Source organism: Sulfitobacter sp. G5_S2_6_S6, assembly GCF_054968505.1.
Map to the genome: position 1 here is coordinate 1 of NZ_JBQKUI010000002.1, position 19,027 is coordinate 19,027.

Below are 19,027 nucleotides of genomic sequence, written 5' to 3' on the forward strand. Positions count from 1 at the left end.
CTCAGCGCGCCCCGCCTCAATTACCTCAGAATTTTCCCGCTACGTAAGACCCGAACCGTAACCCGTCGTCCCCGTCTAGCGCCCCGTGTCAGCGTGTCTGCGTCTCCGGTAAGGGGCGTTCTAAGGTTTGTTCCAAACACCCGCAACCCCTTTTTTCGGATTATGACAGTTTTTCGCTACTTTCCGAATTTTCCTATAAAAACAACGGTTTGATTTTTGAAAATTCCGCGGGCCCCGTGTTTTGCGCAGCTTTATTTCGCACGCTAACACGTCATTACCCCGCATCACTTACGCCCGCGCGGGTTATCCACAGACTCGCAGCGCGAATGTGGATTGTTTCCCCGCCACCGGTCCGAATCCGGCACAATCCCCGGCCCGCGCCGCCGCCCAGATTCGGAATCAGCGCCGTTTAGGAAGTCGTAGGACCAGCAAAGCCAGAATCGCCGCCATATAGAGGAGAGGTTCGATCTGGAAACCTTTAACCAGCCAGATGAAGTGCACCCCAGCCAGAATTGCAGCCAGATAGGTTAACCGGTGCAGCTTGCGCCACGTGCCCCCCAGCTTGCGGATCGAGAGGTTGTTCGATGTCGCCGCCAGGGGGACAAGACAGGCAAAACCCGCCATGCCGATCGTGATATACGGGCGCTTCAGAATGTCGGCCCAGATCTGCGACAGGATCCCGACATCCAGCACCAGCCATACCAACAGGTGCAGCGAGACATATATAAAGGCGAGCAATCCCAGGGCGCGGCGAAACTTGATCAAGTTCAGCCGAAGGTAGCGCCGCGCGGGCGTGATCGCCAACCCGGCGATCAACAGTTGCAAGGCCAGCAACCCCAGTTCTTTTTCCAACGCCTTGATCGGCTCCGCCCCCAGCCCGCCGGTCTGTGCCTGAAACAGCAACCACGGGATTGGCAGAAGCCCCACTATATATACGACCCATGTGGGAACACGTCGCGCGATGGTATTCAGGCGGTCGATCATACCGGCCTGCTCACTTCTATAGAGGACACGGGTTTAGATATCCTTGCTCAGGTCCATACCGGCATAGAGATCCGCGACCTCGGCCTCGTACCCGTTGAACATCAGCGTGGGGATCCGCTTGGAGAAAAGCCCGCCACCGATGACCCTTTCGCTGGCCTGCGACCAACGGGGGTGATCGACCTCGGGGTTCACATTACTATAGAAGCCGTACTCCCCGGCATTCGCCTTGTTCCAACTGGTTGGGGGCTGAGTGTCCGTGAGGGTGATCCGCACCACGGATTTGATCGACTTGTAGCCATATTTCCACGGCACGACCAACCGCAGCGGTGCGCCGTTCTGTTTCGGGATGTCCTTGCCATAGATGCCGGTGGCCATAATCGTCAGCGGATGCATCGCTTCGTCCAGACGCAACCCTTCGACGTAAGGCCAGTCGAGCACATTATAGGCGACGCCGGGCATTTCATCAGGACGCAGCGCAGTCTCGAAGGAGACGTATTTCGCGCCGGACTGCACACCGGCTATATTCAGCAGGTCCGCCAGCTCGAACCCGTTCCACGGGACCACCATTGACCACGCCTCGACACAGCGAAAACGATAGATACGCTCTTCGATCGTCATCTGTTGCATGATGTCGTCGAACCCATAGGCACCGGGCTTGTCGACCAGCCCGTCAATCTGCACCGTCCAGGGTTCAATCGTCAGACGGTCCGCGTATCTGGCGGGGTCGTCCTTACCGGTGCCGAATTCATAGTAGTTATTGTAGCTGGTGATATCTTCATAACTGTTCGGCTCTAACCCCTCCGGCGCGGCAGAGGTGCGCCCCGCGATACCGGCCAACCCGATCCCCGCCAAAGCGCCCCCCATGATCTGACGTCGGTTCATAAATGCAGCATGCGGGGTGACGTCTTTATCCGTGAGTGTGTTGATCCAGCGATAGGCCATAACAGGCGCTCCTTACCAATATACATGGGTAGCCTACTGCGGGTTGTCGCGCCCACCAAACGCAATCCGCTACATTTCAGGAGACACACCGGAATGTCAGGGCAACACATGCGAACAGGGCCGAGGTTTCCCCCGGCCCTGCCCGATCACATCACCACACTATATACTATGTACCTAGTGGACGGTCGCTTCGTCCGGTTTGGCGCGGTTGCTGGCGGCCACGCGGTCGCCAATGATCAGCCCTTCGGCACCAGCCTGCACGGGGATAAGATCCCCATCCAGCACGTCACCCGCCAAGATCATCTCGGCTAGCGGGTCCTGCAATGCGCGCTGGATCACCCGCTTCAGCGGCCGCGCCCCGAACACCGGATCATAGCCTTCGTCGGCGAGCCACTTGCGCGCGGCTTCGTCCAGCTCCAGCCCGATCTTGCGACCGGCGAGACGCTTCAGCAGACGGTTCACCTGAATGTCGACGATCCCCGCCATGTCGGCACGTGCCAAGCGGTCAAAGATCACCGTTTCATCCAGTCGGTTCAGGAATTCGGGGCGGAAGTGAGCCCGCACCGCATCCATCACATCCCGTTTCGCCTGCGCCATGTCGCCCCCTTCGGGCAACTGGCTCAGCGCTTGCGCCCCAAGGTTGCTGGTCAGCACAATCAGCGTCTGCTTGAAGTCGACCTTACGGCCCTGACCATCCGTCAGCACACCATCATCCAAGACCTGCAGCAACACGTTGAACACGTCGGGGTGCGCCTTCTCGACCTCGTCGAACAGCACGACCTGATAGGGTCTGCGCCGCACGGCTTCGGTCAATACGCCACCTTCGTCATAGCCAACATATCCGGGAGGCGCGCCGATCAGACGGGCCACGGCATGTTTCTCCATGAACTCAGACATGTCGATCCGCACCATCGCGTTCTCGTCGTCGAACAGAAATTCGGCGACGGCCTTGGTGAGCTCGGTTTTACCGACACCAGTCGGCCCGAGGAACAGGAAGCTGCCCAAGGGGCGGGCCTCGTCGTTCAGGCCAGCTCGCGCACGGCGCACCGCGTTCGACACAGCTTTGACGGCGAGGTTCTGACCAATGACACGGTTGTGCAACTGGTCCTCCATGCGCAGCAACTTGTCCCGCTCGCCTTCCAGCATACGACCCGCGGGGATACCCGTCCAACGTTCGACGACGCTGGCGATCTGGTCCGGGCGCACGGCCTCTTCGACCATCACGTCGGCTTCGTTCTCTTCGGCCTCGCCCAGTTTGCGTTCAAGCTGCGGGATCACGCCATAGGAAAGCTCCCCCGCTTTGGCGAGGTTGCCTTCGCGCTTGGCGATCTCAAGCTCGGCGCGGGCACGGTCCAGCTGCTCTTTCAGCTCGCGCGCGCCCTCAAGGCGATCACGTTCGCCCTGCCACTGCGCGGTCATGGCATCGGCCTTTTCCTGCAGATCCCCCAGCTCTTTCTCCAACTTGTCCAGGCGGTCCTTGCTGGCAGCGTCATCCTCTTTCTTCAACGCCTCGGCTTCGATCTGAAGCTGCATGATCTGACGATCCAGCGCATCCAGCTCTTCCGGTTTGCTGTCGACTTCCATCCGCAGACGGCTCGCGGCCTCGTCCACAAGGTCGATTGCCTTGTCGGGCAGGAAACGGTCCGTGATATAGCGGTGCGACAGGGTCGCCGCCGCCACGAGAGCAGAGTCGCTGATCCGCACACCGTGGTGCAGCTCGTACTTCTCCTTAATGCCTCGCAGGATCGACACCGTATCCTCGACCGTAGGTTCGCTGACCATCACAGGCTGGAACCGACGGGCAAGTGCTGCGTCTTTTTCGACATACTTACGGTATTCGTCCAAGGTCGTCGCACCAACGCAGTGCAATTCACCCCGCGCCAACGCCGGTTTGATGAGGTTGGCCGCGTCCATCGCGCCGTCCGCCTTACCGGCACCAACCAGCGTGTGCATCTCGTCAATGAACAGGATCACCTCGCCCGCGGCTTCGGTGACCTCGGTCAGGACGGCTTTCAACCGTTCTTCGAACTCGCCACGATACTTCGCGCCGGCAATCAGCGCGCCCATGTCCAGCGCCAGCAAGCGTTTGTTGCGCAGGGATTCTGGCACATCGCCATCCACGATCCGCAGGGCGAGCCCCTCGGCAATCGCGGTTTTACCCACGCCGGGCTCACCAATCAGCACCGGGTTGTTCTTGGTACGGCGGCTCAACACCTGCATGGCGCGACGAATTTCCTCGTCCCGACCGATGATCGGGTCGATTTTGCCTTCACGGGCACGTTCCGTCAGATCAAGGCTGTACTTCTTGAGCGCCTCATACCCGTCTTCCGCACTGGCTGTATCAGCCGTGCGCCCTTTCCGGATATCATTGATAGCGGCGTTCAACCCCTGTGCGGTGACCTTACCCGCATCCAACGCGGTTTTCGCACCGGATTTTACCATCGCAAGTGCCATCAGCACGCGTTCGATCGGCACAAAGCTGTCGCCCGCTTTTTTGGCCAGCGTCTCTGCTTCGGCCAGCACTTTTGCGGTGGCATTATCAAGGTATACCTGCGCGGCGTCGCCCGACACCTTGGGCAGCTTGCCCAAAGACAGCGTCAGGGTTTCAATCACACGTGCAGGATCGCCACCGGCAGCAGCAATCAGATTGCTCGCCAGCCCTTGGTCGTCATCCAGCAGTGCTTTCAATAAATGCTCAGGCGTCAGCCGTTGGTGGCTTTCACGCGTCGCGATTGTTTGCGCAGCCTGAATAAAGCCGCGCGACCGTTCTGTGAACTTGCTCAAGTCCATGAGCTTCTCCTTTTCTTAAAGCGACCACAAAGAAGATGCCCGCTTTGCAGCACATCATGGCGTGGTCCTCGGGATAGAATTTGGGGACAGAAGGAAGGGATTCAAGAGAGTCGCCTCACAAAAGCGTCAACAAAAAACATACACCTTTTAAGATTATTTTTCAGACTGGTGGGATTTCGCCACATTGCGAACACATTGGAATCCCACAAGAAAAGTGCAGTTTCGCAATTTGCCGCTCATGGCAAGAAATAATTACAAAAATGTTAATTGACTGATTTTAAGCGAAAATTTACATTTATCCACATGACGGATGCGCCCCAGTGGAACCATTTAGTCACACATACGTTGTACTGGCAGATGAACGAAAACAAATCGAGCCGACTTTAACCAGTACAACAAATCCTTGAGGTACGAACATGCAGACGCGCCAGATTCAGATGAACGACGTTATCTACAACGCGGCAGAGCAATGCTTCGAAGCTTTGGTCACCGTCCACGATGGCGATCGGTCCCGCAAATATGCCTGCGCCATCAACGCGCCGATGACGATGTCCTTTGATCAAGCTGCCAAAGGCCTGACCAAACAAGCCGAGCGTCGCCATATAAGCCGCGGCGGCATGTATTCCGAGATCCGCGCCCAGAAGCCCGCACAACGAAGTGGCCGCCCTCGGTTCGATCCAAAAGCTTGGTTGCGCCATGTCGCCAACCTTCCCGGCCTTCGCGCCGCCTGATTTACAGTTTCGGCGGAACTGCCTGCGCGCCCGTCCCGGCGCGTGTCCCGCCCAATCCAGAGACAACTGCCTGCCTGCACGTCTCTGACACTCGCCCGGACAGCGATTGCGCTGCCCGGGCCTTTTTCTTTGCGCGATCCCTGTTTTCATAGACATGTCATGTCGAACACCGTAAGCCTCCGGCGTTTGCCAAATCTCATTACTTCGGAGCCCGCCCCATGTCAGATGACCGCCTGATCGTTGCCCTTGATGTCCCCCACGCTGTTGCCGGCCTTGAACTGACCCAAAAGCTGGGCGACGCGGTGAGCTTTTACAAAATTGGTCTGGGCATGTTGACGGGCGGCGGCCTGGCGCTTGCGAACGAGCTGATCCAGGAACACGGCAAACGCATTTTTCTGGACATGAAACTGTTCGATATCAGCGCGACCGTCGAGGCAGCGGTGCGCGGGCTTGCGCAGTTCGACCTCGATTTTCTGACCGTGCACGGTGACCCCCATGTTGTCCGCGCCGCGATGGAAGGCGCCGCAGGATCCCGCACCAAGATTTTGGCGGTGACCATCCTGACATCTCTGGACCGCAACGATCTGGACGCGGCGATGATCCAGTCGGGCGATATCCCCGATCTAGTCCAGACCCGCGCCGGGCGCGCGCTGGAGGCTGGTGCTGACGGCGTCATCGCCTCCCCGCAAGAGGCGGCCCTGATCCGTGCCCTACCCGAGGCCAACGGCAAGCTGATCGTCACCCCCGGCGTGCGACCAAGCGGGGCGGCCCTTGGCGACCAGAAACGCGTGGCAACACCTGGTCAGGCGATCTTGGACGGGGCGGATCACATCGTCGTTGGCCGCCCGATCTGGCAGGCCGAAGACCCCGCCGCCGCCGCCCGCGCGGTGCTAGCAGAGCTGCCCTGAACACAGCCGAAATGCGCGAAACCCAACAAATAGCGCATTTTCGCCTATGTGATAAATCGGTAACAAACATGAACTGGCTGCCAGCAACTGGAAGTTCCGTGTATGTTTTATGACATTCATATGGCAACCTTACTTTGGTGATACTCCCCGACGGACTGGTTCTTCCTGAAGTCCGTCACCTCCCCCCGCTTCAGGCGGGGGTCTTTCTTTGCCCCCCCCCTTTCGATTTCCGCCCTTCAACCCGACGCTGCACGTATGTGCATGGCGAAGTCGCGTGTGATCGGGTAGACTTGCGTTAACCAGCCCTTAACCCTACCTGACCGCCATGCCCGCCCTCTGCCGAGACTGCCTGTCCGAAATCGCGCCCGCGCGCCGGTGCTCTGCCTGCGGCAGCCCGCGTATCTCGTCACACCCCGAATTATTCGACCTTTCCATCGCCCATATGGATTGCGATGCCTTCTACGCATCCGTAGAGAAACGCGACAATCCGGCGCTGAATGGCAAGCCCGTAATCATCGGGGGCGGACGTCGTGGGGTCGTGTCGACCGCCTGCTATATCGCGCGGATCAAAGGGGTCCGCTCTGCCATGCCGATGTTCCAGGCGCTGAAACTCTGCCCCGAAGCGATCATCATCAAGCCACGCATGGATGCATATGTCGAAGCCTCCCGCGCGATCCGCGCCATGATGGAAGAGCTCACCCCCGCCCTGCAGCCGCTGTCGCTGGACGAGGCGTTTCTGGACATGACCGGCACAACCAAGCTTCACGGGGCACCCCCTGCCGTGATGCTTGCGCGACTGGTGCGTCGCATGAAGGTCGAACTGGGGCTAACCGGATCAATCGGGCTGTCACACAACAAGTTTCTGGCCAAAGTCGCCTCTGACCTTGATAAGCCGCACGGGTTTTCAGTGATCGGCAAGGCAGAAACACAGAGGTTTCTGAACGACAAACCGGTGAGCATGATCTGGGGCGTGGGCGCGGCAACGCTTGGATCTCTGAACAAGGCCGGCATCCAGACCTTCGCGGACCTGCTGCGATGGGAAAGAACCGACCTGATCGCGCGTTTCGGCAGTATGGGCGACCGCCTGTGGCATCTGGCACGCGGCCAAGACAACCGCCGTGTTTCCGCGCATGAACCGATGAAATCCATCAGCAACGAAACCACCTTCAACGAAGACACCTCCGACCCCGACCTGCTGGACGGGCATCTGTGGCGCATGGCGCAAAAGGTGGCGGACCGCGCCAAGGCCAAAGACCTTGCTGGCCGGGTTGTCGTGCTCAAGCTCAAACGGGCCGATTTCTCGCTGATCACGCGGCGGGTGTCGCTGTATGACCCGACGCAACTGGCCGACCGCATCTACCGCACCGCGCGCGGGCTGTTTGACCAGCTTGGTGAACCGGGGCCTTTCCGGCTGCTCGGGTGTGGCATTTCGGACCTGAGCGCGGCTGACGGTGCCGATACCGCGGGCGACCTGCTGGACCCGGATGCCGCCCGCCGGGGTCAGGCAGAGCGGGCAACAGATGCCATCCGCAACCGGTTCGGGGACAAGGCAATCGTCAAGGGGCGTGCGCTGCGCTGATCACTCCGCCGCGAGGGCGAGGCTTTCTGGACGGATCCGCGCAATCTCTGCCACAACGCCGCGAAGCGCTTTTTGGACATCCTCGAAATCACCGTTGGGGCGCACCAGAGATTCGTTCATATACATCGACCGGTCCAATTCGACCTGTACCGCGTGCTGCCCCCGTGCCGGACGACCGTAAGCCTGCGTGATATAGGCCCCCGCGAACGGCGTATTGCGTGTGACCGTGAACCCTGCCTTGACGAAAGCGGCCTCTATCTGATCCACAACATCGCTGCTGGCTGCCGCGCCGAACCGGTCACCCAAGACCACTTCTGGCCGTTTCAGCCCCATACGCGCGACGCCGTCCATTGCCTCATGTGGCATCGAATGGCAATCCACCAAGATCGCCTGCCCGTGATCCGCCCGCGCGTCGTTCAGCAGGCTCTGCAACATATCGTGGTACGGCACCCAATAGGTGGCGATTCGCGCCCGTGCTTCATCCAGTGTTAATTTGCCCTGATAAATCGAGCGCCCGTTCGCCACGACACGCGGAATAACCCCCAATCCGGAGGCAACCCGCGGGTTATGCGCCTGCCGCCGAACCCCTTCGATCAGGGCCGGGTCAAGCTCGTCTCGGGACCGGTTCAGATCAAGGAACGCACGAGGGGCCCCCGCCATCAGAAACGGAGCCCCGAAATGGGGGGCAGAATTAAACAAAAGGTCAACAAACGCGTCCTCTGACGAGCGTATGCTATGCCCGTCCAACACCGTGGACCGTAGGAAGGAAAAGCTGTAATTCCGCCCCGAATGAGGGGATGCAAACACCGCGCAGGAACGGGCTTGATCGGGGCGAACGACTTCGTAGGCGATGTGTGGCATTGTTGCACCTTTCAAGAATGATCATAGCGCATGTTTTTACAAAGCCAAAACCCCTTGATCATGCCTCCGACTCTATTTATAGACCCCGCTACCGGCGCGAATATCTCGCGCCCCGATTTGGTTTGGGGTGCAAATTTCGTGCTACATAGGGGGTGATTAGCTCAGCGGTAGAGCACTTCGTTGACATCGAAGGGGTCACTGGTTCGATCCCAGTATCGCCCACCACCTAATTCATGGTTCAGCATTCGCTGAACTGCCCGCAACCCGGCGCTGGCCCGCGCCACGACACAGGAGAACGACCATGAAGGTTCGCAATTCGCTCCGCTCGCTCAAGAACCGGCACCGTGACTGCCGCGTTGTGCGTCGCAAAGGCCGCGTTTACGTAATCAACAAAACGCAGCGCCGTTTCAAAGCCCGTCAGGGTTAAGCTTCGCGCGCATTTGATTAAAGGCCGCTCCTTCGGGGGCGGCTTTTTTCGTTTGGGCCGCCGCCAACCGCGCCTCCCCCCTGCCCCAGCCAATCTGTGCTGACCTCTTGCGATCCCCCCAATACCGCTTAGGTTCTCTTCAGACTTCATCAGACGAACTGAAAGGGATCTCATGACCGATCTGCCCGACTACACCCCGCCCGCCGTATGGGAGTGGGAACCCGGCAATGGCGGTAAATTCGCCAATATCAACCGCCCCATCGCAGGCCCCACCGCAGACAAAGAGCTGCCGGTCGGCAAACATCCCTATCAGCTTTACTCCCTCGCGACGCCCAATGGCGTCAAAGTCACCGTGCTGCTGGAAGAACTACTGGCCGCCGGGCACAAGGGCGCCGAGTATGACGCGTGGCTGATCAACATCGGCGAAGGGGATCAATTCGGATCCGGCTTTGTCGACATCAACCCGAACTCCAAAATTCCCGCGATGATGGACCGGTCCGGCGACGCGCCGCAGCGCCTGTTTGAATCCGGGTCGATCATGCTGCATCTGGCCGAGAAGTTCGGCGAATTCATCCCCAAAGACCCAAGCCAGCGCACCGAATGTATGTCGTGGCTGTTCTGGCAAATGGGCAGCGCGCCCTATCTTGGCGGCGGCTTCGGCCATTTCTACGCCTATGCGCCGGTCAAGATTAAGTACTGCATCGACCGTTTCGCGATGGAGACCAAGCGCCAGCTTGACGTGCTCGATCGTCACCTTGCCGATAACGAATACATGGCGGGCGAATATTCGATCGCGGATATGGCGATCTGGGCGTGGTACGGGCAGCTGGTTCTGGGCCGTCTCTATGACGCGGCAGAGTTCCTGAATGTCGATTCCTACGAAAACCTGATGAAATGGGCCAAGAAGATCGACGCGCGCCCTGCCGTTACACGTGGTCGCATGGTCAACCGACCCTTCGGTGAACCCGAAATGCAGCTGCACGAACGCCACGATGCCAGCGATTTTGACACAAAGACTCAGGACAAAATCGGCGACTGATCCCGCGCGTCTTGCCGCCCCCTCGCGGCAAGACGCTTGTCCTATTAATTCACTCAAGTATTCCTTGATATCAGCCCTCAAATCTGTTTCTTACTTTTTTTATAAGTTTTACACAGATGGAGGTCACCTGATGACTCTGACGAAATCCGCTTTCACGGCCGCCTTGATGGCCACAGTTGCGATGCCAGCATTGGCCGAAGGGCAGCTGAACCTCTACTCCTCGCGTCACTACGACACAGACGAACGTCTGTATTCCGACTTTACCGAGCAGACCGGCATCACCATCAACCGCATCGAAGGCAAAGCAGACGAGCTGCTGGCGCGTATGGAAGCCGAGGGTGCGAACTCCCCCGCGGACGTTCTGATCACCGTCGACACCAGCCGCCTGAGCCGCGCCAAGGAAATGGGCCTCCTGCAATCCGTTGACAGCGACATCCTCGAAGAGCGTATCCCCAGCAACCTGCAAGACGCTGACAACGACTGGTTCGGCTTTTCGCAGCGCGCGCGGATCATCTTTTACAGCAAGGACGCGGTAGACAACCCGCCGCAGAACTATCTGGATCTTGCCGATCCTGCCTATGAAGGTCAGGTCTGCATCCGTTCCTCCACCAACTCCTACAACCAGACCCTGCTGGCGGCATTGGTCACACACCACGGTGAAGAAAAAGCCACCGAATGGGCACAGGGCGTTGTGAACAACATGGCACGTGCACCACAGGGCGGTGACACCGACCAGCTGCGCGGTCTGGTATCGGGCGAATGCGAAATCTCCGTCTCGAACTCCTACTACTTTGCCCGTGCCATCCGCACCGAAGTAGACGGGCTGAGCGCCGATCTGGATAAAATCGGTCTGGTGTTCCCCGACCAGGAAGGCAACGGCGCGCACATGAACCTGTCGGGTGCCGGTGTTGCAGCAAATGCGCCAAACCGTGACAACGCGGTCAAGTTCCTCGAATACCTGTCCTCCGACAGCGCGCAGTCCTACTTCTCTGCAGGCAATGACGAATTCCCCGCCGTCGAAGGTGTAGAGCTTGCGGAATCGGTCGAAAAGCTGGGCGAATTCAAAGCAGACGAGGTGAACCTGTCCGAAGTGGCCAAGAACATCCCGACGGCACAGAAAATCTTTAACGCGGTTGGCTGGGAATAATCCCAGCCTGCCACGGCAGAGACATGACATTGAACCGCATCGGCCCCTGGCCGGTGCGGTTTTTTCATGCGTAAAGGGAAATGTTTATTTCTGCCGCCCGACCTGACGGCAGATCAGGATCACGGGGAGCAATCCCATCGCCACGATCACAAGGCTCGGCACCGCCGCCCCGTCCAGCCGCTCGTCGCTTGCCAGCCGGTAGGCCTGTACCGCCAACGTGTCGTAGTTGAACGGCCGCATGATCAGCGTTGCAGGCAGCTCTTTCATCACATCGACGAAAACGATCAGCAGCGCGGTCAGCAGGCTTGGCGACAGGATCGGTAGATGCACACGGCGCAGCGTGCCCACAGGGGTTTCCCCCAATGACCGTGCGGCAGAGTCCATATTGGCATGCACCATCGCCTGCCCGCCTTCATACGCCCCCAGAGCCGCCGCAAGGAAGCGTACCATATAGGCGGCGACGAGCAGCCAGATCGACCCGGTGACCAGCAGCCCGGTCGATATGTCGAAGGTGCTGCGCATCCAGGCATCAAGCTGGTTATCAAAGGTCGCAAAGGGCACCATCAGCCCCACGGCAATCACCCCGCCCGGCACCGCATAGCCCAACCGCGCGATATAGCCTGCACCGAACGACAGCTTGCCCGGACGCAACCGCTGAAAAAACCCCACGCAGACTGCAGCGGCCACGGTCAGCACCGCCGCCACCCCCGCCAGCGTGGCAGAGTTGCGGATAAAGCCCAGATAGCGCGGGCTCAGCAGGTCTTGCTCTGACCCGACGCCCATCCAGATCAGCACGATCACCGGCAGGATCGCCCCAAAGATAACGGGAACACCGCAGGCCAGCATCGCGGCGGCGGCCTGCCATCCCTTAAGCTGCGCGGGCGGCATCGCCACGGCACGCCGCGCCGGATCGTGGTATTGCGCCTTGCCGCGCTGGATACGCTCCAGCATCGCGAGCAGCAGCGCAAAACTGAGCAAGCACAGTGCAAGCTGCGCCGCACCAGCGCGGTCGAACAGGGAAAACCAGCTGGTGTAGATCCCTGTCGCAAAAGTCTGCACACTGAAATAGGCGACGGTGCCGAAATCGGCGATCGTCTCCATGACGGTCAGCAGAACACCTGCGGCAATCGCGGGTCGGGCCAGCGGCAGGCTCACCTTGAAGAAGGCCGCCCAGGCACTGCTACCCAAGGCACGTGCTGCCAGAAACGTCGTGGCAGATTGCTGCAAGAACGCGGCGCGCGCCAAGAGGTAGACGTAGGGATAAAGCACCAGCACCAGCATCAAGGCCGCGCCCCCAAGGGACCGGATTTCCGGGAACCAGTAGTCGCGCGGACCCCAGCCCGTGACGTCACGCAGCACCGTTTGCACGATTCCGGGGTGGTCAAGGATATGCGTGTAGGCATAGGCCAGCACATAGGCGGGAAAGGCCAGCGGCAGCACCAGCGCGATTTCAAGCATGCGGGCACCGGGGAAGCGGGTCATGGTCACCAGCCACGCGGTCCCCACGCCCAAGGCAAAGGTGCCCGTGGCCACCATTGCGACCAGCAGAAGGGTGGTGCCCGCGTACCCCAGCAGCACCGTATCGATCAGGTGGCGCACCGTATCGGTGCCCCCGACCAGCGCGGCCAGCAAAACGGCCACCATCGGTAAGGCACAGGTCGCCGCAATCGCGACCGCAACCCCCGCCAGTAAACGCACGCCGTCCCGCGATCGTTTCACGGCGGCGGGGCTTGTATTGATATCCTGTGTCGTCATGCAATCGGTTTCGACTAATTCAGTCGGAAATACCAGCGGGATGACTGAAAATTGTAGCGCGAGGCGCAGGTGCAAAGGCGTGATCCTGCCTTTGCAGCAGAATCTCCGGTGTCAGGATGCGTGCCTTCAGCACGGGTCAGTCATAGCTGCGCTGGTCTTCGATCACCAATCCGTCGTTGGGCAGGCTGCCCGGCGCGGCCAGCACGACCTTGCCCTTCAGCTTGAGAAGCGCGGCGACAGAGGCACCGTAGCTGTCCGCGTCATCACCCGTCGTCTCAAGATGCACAGTCATGACGTCCTGTTCACTCGCACGGCTTGCCACCACGCGGGCCTTCGTGACCTCGGGGTGATGCGCGACAAGCGCCGCGACCTGTTCGGGGCGCACGAACATGCCCTTGATCTTGGTGGTCTGATCCGCACGGCCCATCCAGCCCTTGATGCGCATATTGGTCCGCCCGCAAGGAGACGCCCCCGGCAGTACGGCGCTCAGGTCGCCTGTGGCGAAGCGGATCAGCGGATAGTCGGGGTTCAAGGTGGTCACGACGACCTCGCCCACCTCGCCCGGAGCGACGGGGGTGCCGGTGCCGGGGGTCACGATCTCGACGATTACATTCTCGTCCACGATCATGCCTTCGGCGGCGGGGCTTTCGTAGGCGATGTTGCCCAGATCCGCCGTTGCATAGCTTTGCAAACAGGTGATCCCCCGCTCTGCATAATAGTCGCGCAAGGACGGGAACAGCGCGCCCCCGCCCACGGCCGCTTTGGTGATGCCAAGGGTCACCCCCATTTCATCCGCTTTTTCGAGAATGATCTTGAGGTAATCCGGCGTGCCGGCATAGGCGGTCGTGCCGATATCGCGCGCGGCGATGACCTGCAGTTCGGTCTGCCCCGTGCCCGCCGGCAGCACCGCAGCCCCCACAGCCCGCGCCCCGGATTCAAAGATCATGCCCGCAGGTGTCAGGTGATAGCCAAAACAGTTCTGGACGATGTCGCCCTCGCCAATCCCCACCGCGTGCAGGAATCGCCCCATACGCCACCAATCCGGCGCGTCGGAGGAGGGTTCGTAGATCGGACCGGGAGACTGGAAGATATGGGTAAACGCATGGGCGGGCTTGGTGGTGAACCCCCCAAAGGGGGCCGACTGCGCCTGCTGTTTCCCGATCTCGGATTTGCGCAGAACCGGCAGCGCGGCCAGCGCCTCGACATTGGTGATCGTGTCCGGCGCGACCCCGTCCAACGATCCGGCATAGCCCGGCAGCGCCTGTGCACGTGCGATCTGCGCGGGCAAGGACCGGGCAAGATCGGCCGCCCGTGTCTCGGGGCTGCGGGTCTCTAGGCTGTCAAAATAGGACGTCTGTGCCATGTCGCTTACTCGCAATTCATCTGGGTGGTCAGGAAATGGAAAACTCGTGGGCCGTGCGCTGGATCAGCTGAGCCAGCGTTTGCGGCGCCGATAGCTGCGGACATCGCGGAAGGATTTGCGCCCCTCGTCCGACATGCCAAGGTAGAATTCCTTAACGTCCTGGTTCTCGCGCAGGTCGGCGGCAGGGCCGTCCATCACGACGCGACCGGATTCCAGAATATAGCCGTAATGCGCAAAGCGCAGGGCGACATTGGTGTTCTGTTCGGCCAGCAAGAAGGTCACGCCTTCGTTTTCATTCACCGATTTGACGATCTCGAAAATCTGTTCGACCAACTGCGGCGCAAGACCCATTGATGGCTCGTCCAGCAGGATCGTTTCAGGGCGCGACATCAGGGCACGACCAATGGCGCACATCTGCTGTTCCCCGCCCGAGGTATAGCCCGCTTGCGATTTGCGCCGTTCGCGCAGCCGTGGGAAATAGTCGTACACCATTTCCAGATCACGGGCGATCGCCGCCTTGCCGTCGCTGCGGGTATAGGCACCGGTCAGCAGGTTCTCTTCGATGGTCAGGTGTTCAAAGCAATGCCGCCCCTCCATCACCTGCACGACACCCCGTTTCACCATCTCTGCGGGGTCGAGCTTGTGCACCGGATCATTGCGGTATTTGATCGACCCTTTGGTGACCTCGCCCCGTTCGGAATGCAGCAGGTTGGAAATCGCCTTGAGCGTCGTGGTCTTGCCCGCGCCATTGCCGCCCAACAGGGCCGTGATACCGCCCTTGGGCACCTTCAGGCTCACGCCCTTCAGCACCAGAATGACCGAGTTATAGATCACCTCGATATTATTGACCTCAAGAAGGGTCTCGACCTGCGCGTCGGGCGTTGGGGTGGCATCCAGCATGGGTGTCTCTTTCACTAGGTGGCGTGGGGGTCGGGCGCGGCAACAATGCCGCCGCGCCCTTGTTCAAGGGCTGCGCTTAGCAGCTGGGTTCGATACCGGATTCCGCGGCAAAGGCCTGCGCATCTTCGGTCACCAGCGGGGCCAGCACGTCTTGGTCCGACTGGATGTAGTCGGTGATCAGGCTCCAGCTGTCTGCAGCAGCATCCCACTGCGCCACAGCCCCAAAGCCGTTACCGCCGTGGTTTTCACAAGACACCGTGAACTCTGGCCCAAAGTTGGGCAGACCCAGATCCGCCATCTTGGCTTCGGTGATTTCCAGTGCTTCCATGCCGTCACGCATCTGCGCTGGTGTCAGCGCCTTGGTGTCATGGATACCCTGCGCCGTTTTGGCAGCTTCGGCAGCCAGCATCGCGGCGTAAAGACCACGGTTATACAAAGCGGTCCCGATCTGGTCGCCCGCACCTGCGGCCTTGCCAGTATCAACAACATACTTCTGGATGTCGTCGAACACGGGGAAATCATCGCCCACGTTGTGGAACGTCAGCGCCTTGTAGCCATTGGCTTTGTCACCCGCTGGACGCACGTCGTTCTCGGAACCGGACCACCAGATGCCGATGAACTGATCCATCGGATAGCGGATGTTCGCGGCTTCCTGCACGGCGACTTGGTTCATCACACCCCAACCGTACATGATCACATTGTCCGGCTTTTCACGACGGATCTGCAACCACTGGGATTTCTGTTCCTGACCGGGGTGGTCAACAGGCAGCAAGGACAGTTCGAACCCGTGCTTTTTGCCCAGCTCTTCCAGGGTGCGGATCGGCTCTTTGCCGTAGGCAGAGTTGTGATAGACCAGCGCGATCTTCTTACCTTCAAGGCTGCCACCGTTCAGATCCAGCAGGTGCTTGATCGCGACCGAAGCGCCGTCCCAGTAGTTGGTGGGGTAGTTGAAGATATTCTTGAACACCGACCCGTCTTTGGCCGATGTCCGGCCATACCCCATAGAGTGGACAGGGATGCCATCTGCCGTCGCTTTGGGGATCAGCTGATAGGTGATGCCGGTGGACAGCGGTTGATAGACCAGCGCGCCTTCGCCCTTGGTGCTTTCATAGCATTCCACACCCTTTTCGGTGTTATAGCCGGTTTCACATTCGATCATCCGGATCGGTTCGCCACCGATACCGCCATCACGTTCGTTCAGCAGCGTGAAGTAATCCGCATAGCCGTCGGCAAAGGGAATCCCGTTTGCCGCATAAGGGCCCGTGCGATAGCTGAGCGACGGGAATACAAGCTCTGCCATTGCGGGGCCCGCAGCCAGAGTAGCGCCAAGCGCCAACGTAGTCATCTTCAGTTTCATCGGTGTTTCCTCCCTTGGATGTATCCGATCTTGCCGGGTTGTACCGGTCGTCTCTTCTTCGGCCTTGGGTCTCCTCCCCCCGGCCATGCGTCCTTCCCTAGTGCGGGAAGGGCCACAATCTCAGTTTTTCCTTGGCGACGCGCCACAACTGGGCCAACCCATGCGGTTCCGCGATCAGGAAGATGATGATCAACCCGCCCACGATCACAAGCTGCAGATGCGCCACGATATCCGTCGGCCAGCCGAACCAGTCCACGCCCACGATTTTCAACGCAACCGGCAAGAGCACAAGGAACGCGGCCCCGGCAAAGCTGCCAAAGATCGAACCCAGCCCGCCGATGATGATCATAAAGAGCACAAGGAACGATTTCTGGATGCCAAAGGCCTCGCCCACTTCGACCGCACCCAGATAGACCGCAAAGAACAGCGCCCCCGAGATGCCGATGAAGAAAGAGCTGACCGCAAAGGCCGTCAGTTTTGCCCGCAGCGGGTTTACCCCGATGATCTCGGCCGCGATGTCCATATCACGGATCGCCATCCATTTGCGTCCCATCGACCCACGGGTCAGGTTGCGTGCTACATAGGCGCTGAAGATCACGAACATCAGGCAGAACAGATAGGTCGCCCAGGCCTGCGTATTCGGTCCGGTGATCTCGATTCCGAAGAATGTCCGCTCCGGCGCGCTGATCTGGCCCGAGGCAGAGTAGTTGTAGAACCACGGCACACGGTTGAAGAGCCAGACCAGAAAGAACTGCGCCGCCAGCGTTGCCACGGCCAGATAGAACCCTTTGATCCGCAGCGATGGCAGGCCGAACAACACACCGACACCGGCGGTCACCAGCCCCGACAGCAACACATGCACCAGCATGCTCACGTCGGGAAAGGCGGTCATGAATTTGTAGCAGGCATAGGCCCCCACGGCCATAAAGCCACCGGTCCCCAAGCTCACCTGCCCGCAATAGCCCACCAGAATGTTCAGCCCGATCGCCGCGATGGCGTAGATCAGGAACGGCAGAAACAGCGAGTTCACCCAATAGTCATTGATCACAAACGGGATCACGGCAATGGCGATGAACAACACCAGATAATAGCGATACCGGTCGAACTTGATCGGAAACGTCTGGCTGTCTTCTTCGTATGAGGCGCTGAAATCCCCGGCTTCACGATAGAACATCAGATGCTCCCCCCGTTCCAAATGGTTTTAAATCCTGGGTTCCGGGGCAAAGCCCCGGTCAGGGAGTTGCCAAAACTACACACGTTCAATGATCTTCTCCCCGAACAAGCCCTGCGGACGGAACACCAGAAAGATCAGCGCCAGCATGTAGGCGAACCAGTTCTCTGTCGCACCGCCAAGGAAAGGCGCACCGATCAGGAATTCGAACAGCTTCTCCCCCACACCGATGATCAAGCCGCCCACGATGGCACCGGGGATAGAGGTGAACCCCCCCAGCATCAGCACCGGCAACGCCTTCAGCGCGATCAGCGAGAGCGAGAATTGGACCCCCGATTTCGTGCCCCACATGATGCCCGCGACAAGGGCGACAAAGCCCGCCAGCGACCATACGAGGATCCAGATAAAGTTCAGTGACACGCCGACAGACAAAGCCGCTTGGTGGTCGTCCGCGACAGCCCGCATGGCGCGGCCCTGTTTGGTGTATTGCGCGAACATCACCAAGCCGATCACCAGCAACGCGGCAATGATGCTGGCCACGATATCCAGATTATCGATAAAGAACCCGTAGCCAAAGGCGTTAAAGGTGGTGTCGTCGATCCAGGTGTTCAGCCCCTGCGGCAGCCCCACATCCATAGACTTGATGTCGGACCCCCACATCAGATCGCCCACCCCTTCCAGAAAATAGGCCAGACCGATGGTCGCCATGAAGAGGATGATCGGCTCTTGCCCGACCAGATGGCGGAAGACCAACCGCTGCACCGCATAGGCCAGCCCGATCATAACCACCATCGTCAGCAAAATCGCGAGGAACGCCGGCACGTGCCAGCCGAAATGGTGAATATCCGTGCCCAGGATCGCGTTGATCAGGTGGCTAAACGGCACCTGCCCATCGATGATCCCTGCCAGGGTTAGGGCCGCAAACAGCGCCATAACCCCTTGGGCATAGTTAAAAATACCCGAGGCTTTGTAGATCAGAACAAACCCCAGGGCGACCAGTGCATAAAGCACACCCGCCATCAGCCCGTTCAGGAACACCTCGATTGTAAAGGCCAGTTGCTCAGGCATATCAG

Annotated in this window: 16 protein-coding genes and 1 tRNA gene; 7 read left to right on the forward strand and 10 right to left on the reverse strand. The window is 59.7% G+C overall.

Annotated features, from left to right (window positions below; translation table 11 throughout):
- Nucleotides 1-399: 399 nt before the first annotated feature.
- The 3 genes from msrQ to clpB all read right to left on the reverse strand — a co-directional run bounded on the left by msrQ (nucleotide 400) and on the right by clpB (nucleotide 4,716).
- Nucleotides 400-984 (reverse strand): protein-methionine-sulfoxide reductase heme-binding subunit MsrQ, encoded by a 585-nt coding sequence (msrQ, locus tag ACTRWK_RS04095; RefSeq protein ID WP_462843804.1) that lies wholly within the window; start codon nucleotides 982-984, stop codon nucleotides 400-402.
- A 33-nt stretch (nucleotides 985-1,017) separates the two neighbouring features.
- Nucleotides 1,018-1,926, reverse strand: a complete 909-nt coding sequence (gene msrP, locus ACTRWK_RS04100) for a protein-methionine-sulfoxide reductase catalytic subunit MsrP (protein WP_184583427.1) — start codon at nucleotides 1,924-1,926, stop codon at nucleotides 1,018-1,020.
- A 174-nt stretch (nucleotides 1,927-2,100) separates the two neighbouring features.
- Nucleotides 2,101-4,716: an ATP-dependent chaperone ClpB gene (gene clpB / locus ACTRWK_RS04105; protein WP_289082048.1), complete on the reverse strand. Its 2,616-nt coding sequence runs from the start codon at nucleotides 4,714-4,716 to the stop codon at nucleotides 2,101-2,103.
- 416 nt (nucleotides 4,717-5,132) lie between these two features.
- Between clpB and ACTRWK_RS04110 the strand changes: the two genes are divergently transcribed.
- The 3 genes from ACTRWK_RS04110 to ACTRWK_RS04120 all read left to right on the forward strand — a co-directional run bounded on the left by ACTRWK_RS04110 (nucleotide 5,133) and on the right by ACTRWK_RS04120 (nucleotide 7,934).
- Nucleotides 5,133-5,447 carry a hypothetical protein gene (locus ACTRWK_RS04110; RefSeq protein ID WP_037942855.1) on the forward strand — a complete coding sequence of 105 codons (315 nt, stop codon included), beginning with the start codon at nucleotides 5,133-5,135 and terminating at the stop codon, nucleotides 5,445-5,447.
- A gap of 218 nt (nucleotides 5,448-5,665) precedes the next feature.
- A complete protein-coding gene (pyrF, locus tag ACTRWK_RS04115; RefSeq protein WP_005850154.1) occupies nucleotides 5,666-6,355 on the forward strand; it encodes an orotidine-5'-phosphate decarboxylase in 690 nt (229 codons plus the stop codon).
- Between the two features lie 325 nt (nucleotides 6,356-6,680).
- Nucleotides 6,681-7,934, forward strand: coding sequence for a DNA polymerase IV (locus ACTRWK_RS04120; RefSeq protein ID WP_037942852.1), 1,254 nt, complete (start codon nucleotides 6,681-6,683; stop codon nucleotides 7,932-7,934).
- Here ACTRWK_RS04120 and ACTRWK_RS04125 read toward each other — a convergent pair whose 3' ends face one another.
- The gene (locus ACTRWK_RS04125; protein ID WP_074636305.1) at nucleotides 7,935-8,795 is read right to left on the reverse strand and encodes an N-formylglutamate amidohydrolase; all 861 of its coding nucleotides are present in this window, start codon (nucleotides 8,793-8,795) and stop codon (nucleotides 7,935-7,937) included.
- Nucleotides 8,796-8,945: 150 nt separating this feature from the next.
- Here ACTRWK_RS04125 and ACTRWK_RS04130 point away from each other — a divergent pair.
- The 4 genes from ACTRWK_RS04130 to ACTRWK_RS04145 all read left to right on the forward strand — a co-directional run bounded on the left by ACTRWK_RS04130 (nucleotide 8,946) and on the right by ACTRWK_RS04145 (nucleotide 11,408).
- Nucleotides 8,946-9,020, forward strand: a tRNA-Val gene (locus ACTRWK_RS04130).
- A gap of 76 nt (nucleotides 9,021-9,096) precedes the next feature.
- Nucleotides 9,097-9,222: a type B 50S ribosomal protein L36 gene (ykgO, locus tag ACTRWK_RS04135; protein WP_005850168.1), complete on the forward strand. Its 126-nt coding sequence runs from the start codon at nucleotides 9,097-9,099 to the stop codon at nucleotides 9,220-9,222.
- A 172-nt stretch (nucleotides 9,223-9,394) separates the two neighbouring features.
- Nucleotides 9,395-10,261 carry a glutathione-dependent disulfide-bond oxidoreductase gene (gene yghU / locus ACTRWK_RS04140; RefSeq protein WP_037942849.1) on the forward strand — a complete coding sequence of 289 codons (867 nt, stop codon included), beginning with the start codon at nucleotides 9,395-9,397 and terminating at the stop codon, nucleotides 10,259-10,261.
- Between the two features lie 130 nt (nucleotides 10,262-10,391).
- Nucleotides 10,392-11,408 carry a Fe(3+) ABC transporter substrate-binding protein gene (locus ACTRWK_RS04145; protein ID WP_168592250.1) on the forward strand — a complete coding sequence of 339 codons (1,017 nt, stop codon included), beginning with the start codon at nucleotides 10,392-10,394 and terminating at the stop codon, nucleotides 11,406-11,408.
- An 84-nt stretch (nucleotides 11,409-11,492) separates the two neighbouring features.
- Here ACTRWK_RS04145 and ACTRWK_RS04150 read toward each other — a convergent pair whose 3' ends face one another.
- The 6 genes from ACTRWK_RS04150 to ACTRWK_RS04175 form a co-directional block, all read right to left on the reverse strand.
- On the reverse strand, nucleotides 11,493-13,163 hold the full coding sequence (locus ACTRWK_RS04150) for an ABC transporter permease (RefSeq protein WP_289082047.1): 1,671 nt from the start codon (nucleotides 13,161-13,163) through the stop codon (nucleotides 11,493-11,495).
- A 136-nt stretch (nucleotides 13,164-13,299) separates the two neighbouring features.
- Entirely contained in the window at nucleotides 13,300-14,526 is a 1,227-nt protein-coding gene (locus tag ACTRWK_RS04155) for a phenylacetate--CoA ligase family protein (protein ID WP_289082046.1), read from the reverse strand.
- Between the two features lie 63 nt (nucleotides 14,527-14,589).
- Nucleotides 14,590-15,426, reverse strand: a complete 837-nt coding sequence (locus tag ACTRWK_RS04160) for an ABC transporter ATP-binding protein (RefSeq protein WP_037942846.1) — start codon at nucleotides 15,424-15,426, stop codon at nucleotides 14,590-14,592.
- A gap of 76 nt (nucleotides 15,427-15,502) precedes the next feature.
- Nucleotides 15,503-16,783: an ABC transporter substrate-binding protein gene (locus tag ACTRWK_RS04165; protein WP_289082045.1), complete on the reverse strand. Its 1,281-nt coding sequence runs from the start codon at nucleotides 16,781-16,783 to the stop codon at nucleotides 15,503-15,505.
- A 97-nt stretch (nucleotides 16,784-16,880) separates the two neighbouring features.
- Entirely contained in the window at nucleotides 16,881-17,957 is a 1,077-nt protein-coding gene (locus tag ACTRWK_RS04170) for a branched-chain amino acid ABC transporter permease (RefSeq protein WP_289082044.1), read from the reverse strand.
- Nucleotides 17,958-18,032: 75 nt separating this feature from the next.
- Nucleotides 18,033-19,022 (reverse strand): branched-chain amino acid ABC transporter permease, encoded by a 990-nt coding sequence (locus ACTRWK_RS04175; RefSeq protein WP_005850184.1) that lies wholly within the window; start codon nucleotides 19,020-19,022, stop codon nucleotides 18,033-18,035.
- Nucleotides 19,023-19,027 lie beyond the last annotated feature (5 nt).